12 protein-coding genes are annotated in these 12,919 nt (G+C 36.2%); 10 read left to right on the top strand and 2 right to left on the bottom strand.

What is annotated here, in order from left to right:
- The first annotated feature begins 236 nt into the window (after positions 1-236).
- The 4 genes from QFZ81_RS18015 to QFZ81_RS18000 all read left to right on the top strand — a co-directional run bounded on the left by QFZ81_RS18015 (position 237) and on the right by QFZ81_RS18000 (position 3,062).
- Entirely contained in the window at positions 237-986 is a 750-nt protein-coding gene (locus QFZ81_RS18015; protein WP_307603807.1) for a class I SAM-dependent methyltransferase, read from the top strand.
- Between the two features lie 86 nt (positions 987-1,072).
- Positions 1,073-1,567: a hypothetical protein gene (locus QFZ81_RS37595; protein WP_483874667.1), complete on the top strand. Its 495-nt coding sequence runs from the start codon at positions 1,073-1,075 to the stop codon at positions 1,565-1,567.
- A gap of 141 nt (positions 1,568-1,708) precedes the next feature.
- Entirely contained in the window at positions 1,709-2,050 is a 342-nt protein-coding gene (locus tag QFZ81_RS18005) for a hypothetical protein (RefSeq protein ID WP_307557864.1), read from the top strand.
- A 169-nt stretch (positions 2,051-2,219) separates the two neighbouring features.
- Complete coding sequence (locus QFZ81_RS18000) at positions 2,220-3,062, top strand: tyrosine-type recombinase/integrase (RefSeq protein ID WP_307440859.1); 843 nt, start codon at positions 2,220-2,222, stop codon at positions 3,060-3,062.
- Positions 3,063-3,144: 82 nt separating this feature from the next.
- Here the strand turns inward: QFZ81_RS18000 and QFZ81_RS17995 are convergent, their stop codons facing one another.
- Both QFZ81_RS17995 and QFZ81_RS17990 read right to left on the bottom strand, forming a co-directional pair.
- On the bottom strand, positions 3,145-3,333 hold the full coding sequence (locus QFZ81_RS17995) for a hypothetical protein (RefSeq protein ID WP_307440860.1): 189 nt from the start codon (positions 3,331-3,333) through the stop codon (positions 3,145-3,147).
- Between the two features lie 463 nt (positions 3,334-3,796).
- On the bottom strand, positions 3,797-4,138 hold the full coding sequence (locus QFZ81_RS17990) for a helix-turn-helix domain-containing protein (protein ID WP_307603806.1): 342 nt from the start codon (positions 4,136-4,138) through the stop codon (positions 3,797-3,799).
- Between the two features lie 163 nt (positions 4,139-4,301).
- On the opposite strand from QFZ81_RS17990, the gene QFZ81_RS17985 reads away from it, so the two are divergent.
- From QFZ81_RS17985 to QFZ81_RS17960, 6 genes are all read left to right on the top strand, one after another.
- Positions 4,302-4,445, top strand: coding sequence for a hypothetical protein (locus QFZ81_RS17985; protein WP_307603804.1), 144 nt, complete (start codon positions 4,302-4,304; stop codon positions 4,443-4,445).
- A 1,301-nt stretch (positions 4,446-5,746) separates the two neighbouring features.
- On the top strand, positions 5,747-6,121 hold the full coding sequence (locus tag QFZ81_RS17980; protein ID WP_307603802.1) for a hypothetical protein: 375 nt from the start codon (positions 5,747-5,749) through the stop codon (positions 6,119-6,121).
- 72 nt (positions 6,122-6,193) lie between these two features.
- The gene (locus QFZ81_RS17975) at positions 6,194-7,039 is read left to right on the top strand and encodes a TnsA endonuclease N-terminal domain-containing protein (protein ID WP_307603800.1); all 846 of its coding nucleotides are present in this window, start codon (positions 6,194-6,196) and stop codon (positions 7,037-7,039) included.
- Positions 7,020-9,197, top strand: coding sequence for a hypothetical protein (locus tag QFZ81_RS17970; RefSeq protein ID WP_307603798.1), 2,178 nt, complete (start codon positions 7,020-7,022; stop codon positions 9,195-9,197). The genes QFZ81_RS17975 and QFZ81_RS17970 overlap by 20 nt, the downstream gene beginning before the upstream one ends.
- 18 nt (positions 9,198-9,215) lie before the next feature.
- Positions 9,216-10,892, top strand: coding sequence for an ATP-binding protein (locus tag QFZ81_RS17965; RefSeq protein ID WP_307603796.1), 1,677 nt, complete (start codon positions 9,216-9,218; stop codon positions 10,890-10,892).
- Positions 10,893-11,256: 364 nt separating this feature from the next.
- On the top strand, positions 11,257-12,891 hold the full coding sequence (locus QFZ81_RS17960; protein WP_307603794.1) for a TnsD family Tn7-like transposition protein: 1,635 nt from the start codon (positions 11,257-11,259) through the stop codon (positions 12,889-12,891).
- Positions 12,892-12,919 lie beyond the last annotated feature (28 nt).

Genomic DNA, 12,919 nt, shown 5'->3' with positions numbered 1-12,919 from the left:
CGAAGTAATTAGTTTGCGGGCTGGGTAAAACGCGTACCAGCTACCAAAGGGGATTTTCTGTCCTTTTGGTCTCATGAAACTAATGCTTGAACGGTGTCGGGCTGATATCCAAAATATTTTAGCCAAGGGCACTTGAAATGATTGAATGACGGAACAAATGAATTTTCGTTTGCTCCTATTCAATCACAACCAGCTCTTGGCTTTTTATTATCTCATTTTAAGATGGAGGACATAGTATGAATAGGTCTGAGTACAAGGATTTTTACGACAAGGTTGGAAAATTAAACGGTTGGGACTTTAGTAAATTAAGAACTACTTCTGAAGGGGAACAATGGGATTTTCTTTATGAAGTTACTCAGAGATGCAATAAGTCCGATTTATTGCTTGATATTGGTACAGGTGGTGGAGAAGCTTTAATATCTATTGCCGATGCTGCATTACTTCTTGTTGGCATTGATCATTCAGAAGGAATGATACAGTCAGCTAGTGAAAACTTAAAAAAATCAAATAAAGGTAATATTCGCTTCTTACAAATGGAAGCTGAAGATATTGCTTTTCCTATGTCCTTTTTTAATGTGGTTTCCTGTCGGCACAGTGAGTTTTATGCAAATGAAATTTCAAAAGTGTTAGCGAATGATGGTATATTCTTAACTCAACAGGTAAGCGAAAATGATAAATTAAACATTAAACAAGCTTTCGGAAGAGGACAGGGTTTTGGAACTAATAAAGGTATCTTAAAAGATAAATACCTTAAAGAGATAGCTGAAGCTGGTTTTATCGATATTCAGTCTTTTGAATATGATGCAACGCAGTATTTCCAAACTTACGAGGATTTGGTCTTCTTTTTGAAATACACCCCTGTTATTCCTAACTTTGGGCAAACTGATCATGATTTCGAAATACTTAAAAAGTTTATTGAATCAAATCAAACAGAGAAGGGAATCAGGACAAATACGGAACGCTTCATGATAATAGCAAGGAAATAACGGGCTTGAAAAGGATAAAACCGCACGTTTGCTTAACTAACACAGTAGGTTCAAGTAATCGATAAGACGAAGAGGGGGAAACCGCAATGAAGACGATCAAGTGCATGATGGACCACCTGTACTGGGCGGATGGACGCATTTTGGACGCGCTCGAGGAGAGTGAGACGAAGAACAAGGACCTTCTGAAACTGGTTCGGCACGTCGCGGTCGCGGAACGAGTCTGGCTGTCCCGATTGCAGGGCAAGGGCAGCGCATTCGTTGTGGGAGGAAGCGGAAGACTTGACGGAGATCCGGACGATGTTCGAAGAAAACGCCGAGCAATATCGCGTCTATATCGAAGGGCTCGAGGAATCCGAGTTGGACGAGATGATCGACTATGCGAACCAGAGCGGGGTTCCGTTCCGAACGTCCGTCCGGGACATCCTGTTGCAGGTCCTCTTACATGGGCAATATCACCGGGGACAGTTCAACCGGGCACTTCGGATCGAATCGGCAGAGCCAGTCCAAGTCGATTACATCACGTTCGCGAGGCTCTAACAGGGCCTAATAATCACCATTACTCGGAATGGGATTGGCATTGAACTAACGGATACGAGATATTTCAACACAAAACGGCTGCCGCAGGGCAGCCGTCATTGCGCTAAAGGGCAGGTTTCAGCAACAAATATATGTATAAACGCGTCATTTATTTGGGGATTATTGTTAAAAAGGAGTGTAGATTGATGAGTAAAATAAATATTAATAAAATCACTTCATATTTTGGATTTCTTGCTTCAGCTATTACAATATTTTTGTTTATTATCATTAGGATTCAAAATGGGTCAGACTTAGGAGGTCTTCCAGCAATTTTGATTCCTATGGGCTTACTGTCAATAATCTCATCAGTCACTCAGAAGGCATTTTTTATGTATATTAGTTTGCTTCTGAGTTTGCCTCTAGTTTCCTTATGGAAGCCGAACATGGGAAGTTTGGGACTTCTTGCGATAATTCCTATGTTTATTTTAATTGCGGCATTATTAATGACTTTTGAATCTGTTCGATTTAGAATGCAAAGATCACAATAAATATTTCTGATAAAATCGTTCAACTAACGGCAGAACGTTACTTCAATAAAATTCGCTGACTTGTTGCACAGTCGGATGACGGTAATCGATAGTTTAAAATTGAATATAAGATTAAACCCTCCTATTTCTAGCAAAACTAGAGTTAACAAAACTTGGGAGGGTTTTTATTATGAATTTGAAGGATCTGTGGATGCTGTACGAAGCTGATAAACGTATTTTGGGATTTAGTTCGCACACAATGAAAGCATACGCTTTACAATTAAAAATGTTAGTTCTTGATCTTGGTGATCTTGAACTAGAGGAAATATCTCTAGTCTTACTTAAAGACTATTTGGCTAGGGTATCAGAGAGATTAAAACCTAGTAGTTTAGGCCATCGAATTCGATTTGTGCGTTCCCTTTTCCGTTTTGCATTTGAAGAAGGACATCTCACTCGGAATCCGTCTATTAAGTTGAGAGAACCAAAGATGGACAAACGAATTCCGAAATTTCTGATTGAAGAGGACGTAATTCATCTTAAGATTACCTGTCGATCTCATAGAGAGCACGCATTATTAGAGTTTCTATATTGCACAGGATGCCGCGTTGGAGAAGTTCAGAAAATAAACCTTGAAGATATCAACTGGGAAAACTGTTCTGCTATTGTAAATGGTAAGGGATCCAAACAAAGAGAGGTTTATTTTACTACGGAGTGTAAGGTTTGGCTTAAGAGGTACATGGAAAGCAGAAATGATACTTGTAAAGCATTGTTTGTCACCGAAACGAATCCTGTCCGTCGATTGTCGATTCCAACGATACGTTGGTCTTTGAAAAAGCTTGCTAAACGTGGTGATATTACTGCGAATGTATATCCACACCGATTCCGTCATACTTATGCCTGCCAATTGTTAGATAACGGTGCACCTTTAGAATTTATTCAGGGGATGCTCGGACATGAGAAAGCATCTACAACTCAAATTTACGCCCAACTGCGCGGTGAGCGTAGGAGAGAATTATATCGTCGTTATTTTTAAGCCTAATAAATGTATTGTCTTTACTCAAGACAAAGAGGGCGACGATTAGCTCAATGCTATAATGATAGACTACTGTTATATGTTATTTAATTATTACATTGAATTGATACGTATTTCGAGCGAACCATGAGTCTCCGACTCTCACGAAATCCTTGCAATATTCGCGAATAATTCCAGCATTGTCGAGCATTTCATCTTTGCTTACAACAACATATACTTGTGATAATGCTGCGGCGAATAGTTCTATATCGGTAGACAACGTTTTATTCATTACTAAAGACCCTCCAGAATGTATCCATCATTGAACAATCTATAAATGGTGTCTCTTTATTATCTATTTAGATTAGAACATATATAGAAAAAAATGTAAATAACAAATGAATTATCTAATTAACTACATAGAAGTCTTTGAATATCATATCTGATTTATTATTTGGAAGCATAAGTTTGCCGTGGTAAATTGGAAGCATAAGCATTCCAAAACGGCAAACTTATGGGTTAAGTTACAAATTTGCATGTAAAATGATGCATTTTTCAAGGTTGCTCATCATGGCAATAAAACTTTTAGATCAATTTTCAGTCCACCTCAATACGATGTACACAACAGCTAAAACTATCCGGTTCTAAAATTTCTGGCACCTTGCTCATACACTCATGAGCTTAACCACATTTATACACTAAACAAGGCAGCAACCCTTAGGGTTGCTGCCTTGTTTAGTGTATATACAGATACATTATTTGTTTCTGTAAAGCTCAGTCAAAATAAATTTCGCTCGTTTAATTTCCTCACTTGACTGACGAATCAGGAGATCGAGCACTTCTTGAAGATCTCTTTGTTTACTCGTTTCTTTACCTAAATCAATTTCAGCATATCTAAAAAGCTCTTGAACCTCAGTATCCAATGAAACTGCTAATTTCTCTAAATTAAGCAAAGTAATATTCTTTTCCCCACGTTCTATTGCCCCGATGTAAGTATAATGGAACCCTGACACTTCAGCTAATTGTTCTTGTGTAAGTCCCTTATCTTTTCTGAAATCTCTAACTCGAGCTCCAACGACTTTTAGAATGTCACCCATTGTTAACACCTCTGCTTAAAGTGTAGACAATGAGGGGGGAATGAGACACAACCGTATAAATAGCAAAATTATAAATACTATTCAAAAGTATTATTTCTGTAATTTTGGTAATAACTATTACTAGTTTAATAGAATCTAAATTTCATGGTGAGGTGGATCGTAGATGACGAAAATTTTTTCATTCGCATTAGTCACAACAATGGGTATTTATATCAATGATTCGTTTTACACATGTGCTAAAGCTGTTGAAAAACAATGGTTTAATCAAGCTGCAGTGCGCGGAGTATGGATGGTACCGGTAATTTAAACAAAAGAAGTGAGGGATACAATCAGGGTCATTTACAACGGTGAAATCTTTACTGCTGCCATAGTTCCAGACACAACTAAAATTGCTGAATTTGTTTTCCGCTCAATCGCGAAGGAAATCTCATAACGAAGGAGATTATTCCCCATGATTTTTTTCCAGCCTCCTATCCGGATGAATTGTTATATAGCGTAGTCGCTCAATACCATACTAATGCTCAAAAAACAATGATGGATATTTTTGGGGCAAATGCTGTTCTTGCACACGACCTCCCAATAAAAATTAATTCACTTCTGATTGTATTTATTTTGATCTAAAGAATCACTGAGAGCCATATTGGCGTCGCATGCATCAAATTCCTGGCAGCCATTATTGTTTAGAGCATTTAGGATTCTATCGTTTGGCTGCGAAAAGTACGATTTTCAATTTACTCCTAATCAGCATAAGATTCGCGCTCTGAAACAATATTGTCCAAACTGTCGATCGGATTTGTTCTTTCAAAATCAAGGGTGGAGTAGTCGCATTAGTGAGCATCAATCAGAATTTATAGAACTTAGCAAGGGCATACAAGATCTATTTATTAATCAAGAATTTTGGGAAAAGTGGTTATTTGGCAATTGGAGAAACGCATATAGAAAACAATTAGTCTCTACTGGCTTCTCTTCTGAACAAAAGCACTTGAGATAAAATAAAAAACTTTTTTGAAAGGTATTATAGAAAATCTTTTCTAGAGCTAATTGGATGCAACTTAACAAGTAAATGGTTGAGCGAGTATATTCAGTGTGTTTACATAGTACACCTTAAAGCATATCCTCTTAAAAAATTTCCTATTTGGTTCACTAATAGAGCTAAAAGAGCAGACAATTCATCTTGTAGGAAGTAAATTTGGAGCATTTTTAAATTTAAGACAAACAATCAAATAGCAGTAAAAGCCCGAAAAGAATGGAGAAATAAACCGAAGTTAAACTGGGAACAAAGAGATCAAGAATTACATGACCTCGTTTGGGAAGCGAACATCCGAATAAGAAAGTTAATGGATTAACCAGCAAGCTTATCCCTTCATAAAATTTCAGAAGCTATTGGATATAGGATCCCCCAAAGAGAATTTATCCCGGCTCCCCAAAACTGCAGCTTTTCTTATACAAATTATTGAACCGGTTTCTGAATTTCGCAAGAGGCTTAATAATCGGAATAATGAAGTGATTATTAAAAAGCAGAAAAAATCTAACGTAAAAGGAAGTCGCAAGATATTGCAGCCTAGCTGCTTTGAATGTTTACTTTTTAATATTGGGGGAGTTAGGGTAGTGGAAGAACTCATGAATGTAGTACAAGAAAAAATAAAGATAATGGATGCCAATATAAGTAGAAATAAAAAGTATTTTGATTACCCATTTACAAGCAACTGTAATCATTACTACAAATTAATTCTCTTACACAGTCAAGCCGAATGCTGGGAACAATTTCTTAAGCTACTTGTAAAGTTTAATAGTGAGCGAAAACTCGACTTTCATAAGAAGTGTGATGATTTCGAAAAAAAATTATCCTTTGAAAAGTCAGTTGCTCCTGGATTTGTAACACAAAAGACATTGGCACAAATGATTGAATACATGCGAACGCTTGAGTGGAAGGTTGAAGAGTTAGTTAGAGTCAAGAGCCAGAATTACGATGAAAGTTGTTAAAAAAGAATAATTTTTTTTTGCTTGGGAAAAATATGCCAATTGCAAAATCGAAGCGAACGGAGTGTCGTAAATATGGCTAAATTCAAGTATGCAATTGATGAGAATACCATAGCGAAGCGACTGAAAGAAGGAAGAGGAAGCGGAATAGGTACAAACTATAAACCGTGGATTCTTGTACACGAGGTTCCTTCTATTGGCAAATCAAGTATTCGATATAGCTGGACAGTAGGACGCGACCATCACTTCTTATCATTGTTAGAAGCAATGTATTTCTATTTGTTGGAATGGGATGACGAAGTCCTCGATTTCAGAGAACAGTTTCCGCTGTTACCAAGAGAAGAAACACAGTCAATAGCTGCGGAGCTTGGAGTTAAGCATCCAACTGACCCAAAAACAAAGGTTGAAATAGTTATGACGACCGATAATGTTATTACTCAGAAAACTCAATTTGGTCAAGTTATTAAAGCGCGATCAATTAAATATGAAGATGCGCTTCAAAAGCGAAGGAATGCTGAGAAGCAAATGATTGAGAAGATTTATTGGTCAAGAAGAGGAGTGGAGTGGAATGTTGTGACAGAAAACTCTATTCACATTCCCAAAATTCAAAATGTACAAATGTTTCATAAGTTAAGAAGCAAGTTCGGATTATTTCCGAATGTTGACGAGTCATTTTTGAAGACTATGGAAGAAAAGTTGATAAAGTTGTTGCCAGGAAACAATAAAATCTTAGCTGATATCACGGATGCAATGGATAAACATTTCAATGTTTCAGCAAGTACAAGTATTACACTATTGATGCATCTGATTGCAAATAAGCGATTGATGATAGATATGGATCAACTATTTAATCCATGTAAACAAGTCAACATTTCATTACCAGCTAAGAGAGGGATTTCTAATGCAAATTGTGACTATTAATCAAGTTGTTCAATGGGCACCATTTGAAGCAAATAATTCAGTTTTCGAGCGTATTCTATATTTAGAGCATAAAACTGATCGAATGCATGTGATTGATTTAAATAAGGATGACTTTCCATTTGAACGTTCGATAGAGATTGTAACAAGAGCACTAAAAAATGGTGAAGCACGAATTGTCAAGTATATCACAGAAGTAGAAAAGAAATCATACGATCTCTTACCTGATGAAAGAAAAAGAGAGATAGATGAATCCTGGAACTTCCTGAAGGAGTATCTTGAAAACGAACCTTATATCTTCATGAGTGAGTATCGCGGACCTATGGTAACAGAATGCAAAGCCAAGTCTTCATATTCTATTCCTAAGGTGCATCGGCTCCTAAAAAGATATTGGAAATTAGGGAAGCTAAAAATTGGATTACTTAATCGATACGACAAAAGTGGGGGACCTGGTAGTGATAAATTGGCTACTGAAACCACAAAAAAACGAGGCCGAAAACGTAAGATTACAAAGCTTGAACCTGAAAAAGTCGGAGTAAATACAGATGCAACCATTCATAAATATATGTTGATTGCATATAGACAATTCCACCTTAGAGAAAAGCTTTCATTAAGGAAAGCCTTTAAAAAAATGCTTAGAACCTATTTTATTAGTCATTATGAGGAGAACAATGGTCAAACCAAACCGAATCTCTTACCTGAAGAAGAACGACCTTTGTTTAAAACGTTTTATTACCATGTTAATAAATTTAAAAATGCAAACTTTATTGGTAATTCACTAGCCCTGATTGGAGAGCGGAGGCACAATCTTGATAAGAGAGCTAAAATTGGGAATCAAACGAAACAAGCTTTGATTCCAGGTTCAATATTTCATATTGACTCAACTATAGCGGATACTTATCTGGCAAGTAGCTATCGCGCTTACTTACCCATTGGAAGGCCAGTAATTTATTCTGTTATTGATTTATTTAGCCACTATATTGCAGGGCTTTATATAGGGTTTGAGAGATCCTATATCGGGGCTGCTATGGCCATATATAACACAGGCTCATCAAAGGTAGATTTATGTCAACGTAGTGGTATGACAATTAAGCCAGATGAATGGTCATTGGCTTGCTTGCCTCGTCAATTTACTGCAGATAGAGGTGAATTGTTAAATACTAAAATTACTGGTCTTCGAAATATTCTGGGTGTTGATATTGAGTACATGGCTCCGTATCGCGCAGATTGGAAAGCGCTTGTAGAAAGTTTTTTTAATGTCTATAATGTCGAAGTTATTTCCAGATTGCCAGGAGAGGTTTCAATTGAAATGCGGCGTAGAGGAGATCCAGATCCTAGAACAAAGGCCGTATTAACACTTAAAGAATTTTCGCAAATCATGTATGATTTAGCCATTTGGCATAACAACTATCATTATATGGAGGGTTATTCTCTAGATGACGATATGATAGCTGATGGAGTGAAGCCTATTCCACGTGAGTTGCTGGAGTGGGGGATGAAACGTAAAGGGCACTGTTTCAGAAGCTTCGATGAAGAAACATTAAAAATTAACCTTTTACCAACTGAGTCAGGTAGAATAACGAATTTGGGCATTAAGTTTAAGGGACTACATTTTAAATGCGAACAGGCTATACGTGAAGGGTGGTTCGTAGACGGTAATCCACGTATGGGAAAAAAGTTAAACATCGCATATGATCCCAGAATTAGAGATAAAGTCGTTTTAAAAGGAGATAATGGAGACGGTTACCTTGAGCTCAGAATGATCAATTCGGATCCTAGTGCTCTTGATAAGTCATGGGATGAATACGAGCATATTCAAGAAGTTCTTGGACTTGAACGAGAACAATATAGGCCAATTGAAGAGCAAGCGGAAGCTGAGAAGGATTACCGCAGAGATAATATTGTTGAAATGGCAAAAGCACTAAAACCAGAAAGTGGGTTAAGCAATGCTATGCTAATTGACGGTATCGCGGAACGTACAGCTTTAGAAAAGGAAAAAATGCGTTTAACCGAAAATTTCCTATCTAACGATAACAGTGAATTGCAAGAAGTTCAAGGTAATTGCTCCGAAGAACCGGCAGAGGAAATTTCGAAAGCTCCGGTAAATCAAAACTTAGGAAATTCTAGGATTCAAGCTTTACTTGCGGCGCAGAGCCAGTAAAATGACGAGGTGAATAATATGGATGTTATTGAAGAACGACTTTCATTTCTTAGAGGTGGAGATGTTGTGGCTTCTTATAGAAGAGCAAAGATTGCTAAATATCGTGACAACCCTTTAATCGAAGCTCTTCAGCCAATACACGATGTTCCTGTAGTAATTAAGAAACTGACCAAGAAAGTTTCTTTCCATGAGAGGGATAGATCAAAGAACCCAACACTCAGGCTTCATTGTATTTACGATCTCCCGCGGCTCGTTCAACCCCTAGAAAACCATCTACGTATAGAGCAGAGCTTGTCTATCTTGATACGTGATGGTTATGTTGACCGAAATCCTCTCACAGTGAATGGTGTTAGATTACGAAATGAGGCTGCCGATAATGTCGCCAAGGCGATGGAGGCATTTGAGCAATCAAAGAAAACTTCTCAAACCGTTTCATTTGATAATAAATCCTATAAGACTTCAGGAGGAGGGTTATCAATAATCGGGGTCTCTGGTATGGGGAAGACGACTGCGATAAATAACATCCTAATGACAATGTATCCTGCTCAGGTTATTCGACATGGTCAATATAAAGGGCGAAATATCAACTCAACACAAATAGTTTGGTTAAAGCTGGAATGCCCACCAAAGGGTTCGATTAAGGCGTTATGCCTAAATTTCTTTCAAGTTCTAAAAGACCTTGTTGGAGATGAACACTACGATAAATTTATTATAAAGGGTACTGTAGAACAAATGATCCCTGTCATGGCTCAAATGTGTGCAACGTACATGATTGGTGTTTTAATCATTGATGAGATTCAACATCTAAGTGGAAATACGGATGTTGAAGAACATATGCTTAATTTTTTTGTAACGTTAAAAAATATGCTGGGTATTCCAGTCGTGCTGATTGGAACCAATAAAGCATGGGAAATGTTATCCAAAGAGTTTCGACAGCTTCGTAGGGCTTGTGAGCATTTTGGAGTTGTATTTTGGGAGCGAATGGAATTTCGACCTCTTGATGCACCATCTGATTCCGCAGCTGGTATAGAATGGAAAATTTTCCTAACTGCATTATGGAAGTATCAGTGGACTCGTAACCCAATTGAAATAGATGATTTGTTAAATCATGCTATGTATGAATACTCCCAGGGAGTTACGGATATCGCCATTAAGCTATTTATGGTTGCTCAGTGGAGGGCTATCAATCATGAAACAGAGTATCTTACTCCTCAAATAATTCGAGATGTAATTGATAATGAATTGTGTGCTTTAAAGCCAGTACTATTAGCGCTCAAACTCAATGATTATGCAAAGCTTGAGTCTTTAAAAGATATTTATATAAAGGATTTGAAGATTGATAAGTTTTTTGATAAGGCTTTATCAGAATTAGCTAAGAAACAGTTTACGACTGCAAATGCCGAAACTGATAGCAAATCGAAGGATAAAGTAGATATAGCATATGAAGCAACTAAATGGTTAATGGAAGCTCAGGTTCCAGCGAATCAGGCTGATTTGATTGTAAAATCATTAATTGAGGGGAACAAAAACATCCTTCTTCCTGAATTAAAAAGCGCAGCATTTCAAGCTTATGCTAAAATAAAATCGACGATTGAGCGTAAGCAAAGAGGAAGAAATAAAAGTAAACCAGTAATAGCAACTGACCTAAGTGATATTGATATTAAAAAAGATGTTTTAGCAATACACAGTGTTTAAGGTAAGGAATTAAGGAAGTACCATGGTGCCAATAGTTCGTATTCTTAGGTCAACCACCTATCTGTGGTTGACCTTTTTTATGTTCGGTATAAACTTGCTGTTGTCGGTAAAATAATCGGCTTACAGGAAAAAGTGGTAATGAATGGGATTTAAATGTGCTTAAATGGGTAAATTAATCTTAAGTTTCAATTTCTCGGTAATCGAAGGATAAAATTATGACTTTATAAATGCATGAAGATGAAGACATACCCTATGCTATGTCTCAAAAGTGGTATTAAGTGGTATTGGTTCACTTTTACTCCAAAAGCAAATTATTAGGAATTAGGGTATATTTAATACGTAAATTGGGTAGGTGAAATAAAAAATGGCTATCAAAAATTTGTTGCTTCATCCAGACGAAGACATACGTAGCATTGTACTTCGATATCATTTTTTGGCTGGTAGGAAAGGTAATCCAATATTGTCAACCAATATTGGATTATTTTCAAGGAGAAGTGTAGTTAACTCAGCTTTACCACAAAACATTAATTACTTTTCTACTATTTGTTCAACTTCATCTGATGAAATAATTCAGGAGCATACATATTTACCGCTTCTAAATTGGTTTTTAAACCCATTTGATTACAATAATCTATTGCTAAATACATTAACGAATAACTTTAGTAGGCAGTTGATTATCCATTCTTTGTTAGAAAGTTCAATTATGTATTGTCCTGAATGTATTAGTGAAGATTATGAAACATTTGGTGAGGCATATATACATCGTATACATCAATTAAGAAATATAAGTGTTTGTTCTAAACACAATAGAAAACTCATTTCAGTTTGTCCGTATTGCGAATCGGTATTGTCTATATCTAATAAGTACCAAATAGTAACTAAAAATTGCTCCATTTGTTTTAACGATGTAAGCGAGTTCTATCTAAGTCAGTGCCATATGGTCACGGAGCAAATAAAATTACTTAGTTCTATAGCGGAAGAAATTATATTTTTATTTTCTTCTTACCCTAATAAATCTAAGGTTTTTTTAAGTGATCGATTTCTATTATTTGGACTGTCAAAAGGATTGGTTAACTCAAAAAATCATAGGTTTAATAACATGGATATAATTAGTGAATTAAAAACACTGATTAAGAGATGCGATTTTGAGGAGAAGGAATTTATTCTTCTCAATGATCCAAAGCATTTTAGTTCAATATTATTCAGTTCTAATATGATTCATGTTTTCACGCAAGTATTAGTAATGAGGATATTCGCTGGATCTTGTTTGAATTTTATTAAATCAAATAATGTTCCTCAAATCAGTACACTTATTCCTTTTGGTAACGGTCCTTGGATTTGTATTAATGAGGTATGCTCAAGTTATGGTGAAAACGCAATAAAGTACTGTATTAGGCGATATTGTCATACCACTAAGAGGTATGTTGGAACATTTAAATGTGCCATTTGTGATTTGACCTATGTAAAAGGATTCAAAGATGGTGAAGAAATAGCCAACTCAACAACTATAATCAAGGTGGGAGATTCGTGGAAGCGTCACTATTTTAAAAAAAATCAAACGGATATAACTAGAACAATAGGCAAAACAAAAAACTATCGAAAATCAATTGACTTTAAAAATATCAATCTCAGGAAAAATAGCAAGGATTTGCAGTGGTTTAAAAGTCTTATCGAAATTTTTGAAGAATGTAGAAATTATAATGAAGTTTCGAGGAGGTTAGGAATAGAAAATCATCTGGTTAAAAGGTATGTTAATTTATATTATAAAAATAACACTTTTGAAATCTTTAGGACTTTACGAGTCTGCAAAGAATATTCTGAATGGTGGCTGGGAGTTCAAAAAGAGAAAGTCAGAAAATTACGTGAAAACCATCCGGAGATAAATCGAACAAAAATAATAGAGATTCTAGGCTCTCATGTTTATAAAAAAATCTTGACTTTGGATCCTGAGTGGGCACTTGAAAATTTGCCTACTAAGAAGATTAATGCAAGTATTTAGACATTCGGGAAAGGATTTACCGTCGATT

The organism is Paenibacillus sp. V4I9 (assembly GCF_030817295.1).
Classification (GTDB): Bacteria; Bacillota; Bacilli; order Paenibacillales; family NBRC-103111; genus Paenibacillus_E.
The sequence above is the reverse complement of the archived record's forward strand: the minus strand, read 5'-3'. Positions and strand labels throughout refer to the sequence as shown.

Coding starts and splice junctions, on each gene's coding strand:
- QFZ81_RS17960 (WP_307603794.1), top strand. CDS start 11,257: ATGGCTATCAAAAATTTGTTGCTTCATCCAGACGAAGACATACGTAGC.
- QFZ81_RS18005 (WP_307557864.1), top strand. CDS start 1,709: ATGAGTAAAATAAATATTAATAAAATCACTTCATATTTTGGATTTCTT.
- QFZ81_RS17975 (WP_307603800.1), top strand. CDS start 6,194: ATGGCTAAATTCAAGTATGCAATTGATGAGAATACCATAGCGAAGCGA.
- QFZ81_RS17970 (WP_307603798.1), top strand. CDS start 7,020: ATGCAAATTGTGACTATTAATCAAGTTGTTCAATGGGCACCATTTGAA.
- QFZ81_RS18015 (WP_307603807.1), top strand. CDS start 237: ATGAATAGGTCTGAGTACAAGGATTTTTACGACAAGGTTGGAAAATTA.
- QFZ81_RS17990 (WP_307603806.1), bottom strand. CDS start 4,138: ATGGGTGACATTCTAAAAGTCGTTGGAGCTCGAGTTAGAGATTTCAGA.
- QFZ81_RS17965 (WP_307603796.1), top strand. CDS start 9,216: ATGGATGTTATTGAAGAACGACTTTCATTTCTTAGAGGTGGAGATGTT.
- QFZ81_RS17995 (WP_307440860.1), bottom strand. CDS start 3,333: ATGAATAAAACGTTGTCTACCGATATAGAACTATTCGCCGCAGCATTA.
- QFZ81_RS37595 (WP_483874667.1), top strand. CDS start 1,073: ATGAAGACGATCAAGTGCATGATGGACCACCTGTACTGGGCGGATGGA.
- QFZ81_RS17985 (WP_307603804.1), top strand. CDS start 4,302: ATGACGAAAATTTTTTCATTCGCATTAGTCACAACAATGGGTATTTAT.
- QFZ81_RS18000 (WP_307440859.1), top strand. CDS start 2,220: ATGAATTTGAAGGATCTGTGGATGCTGTACGAAGCTGATAAACGTATT.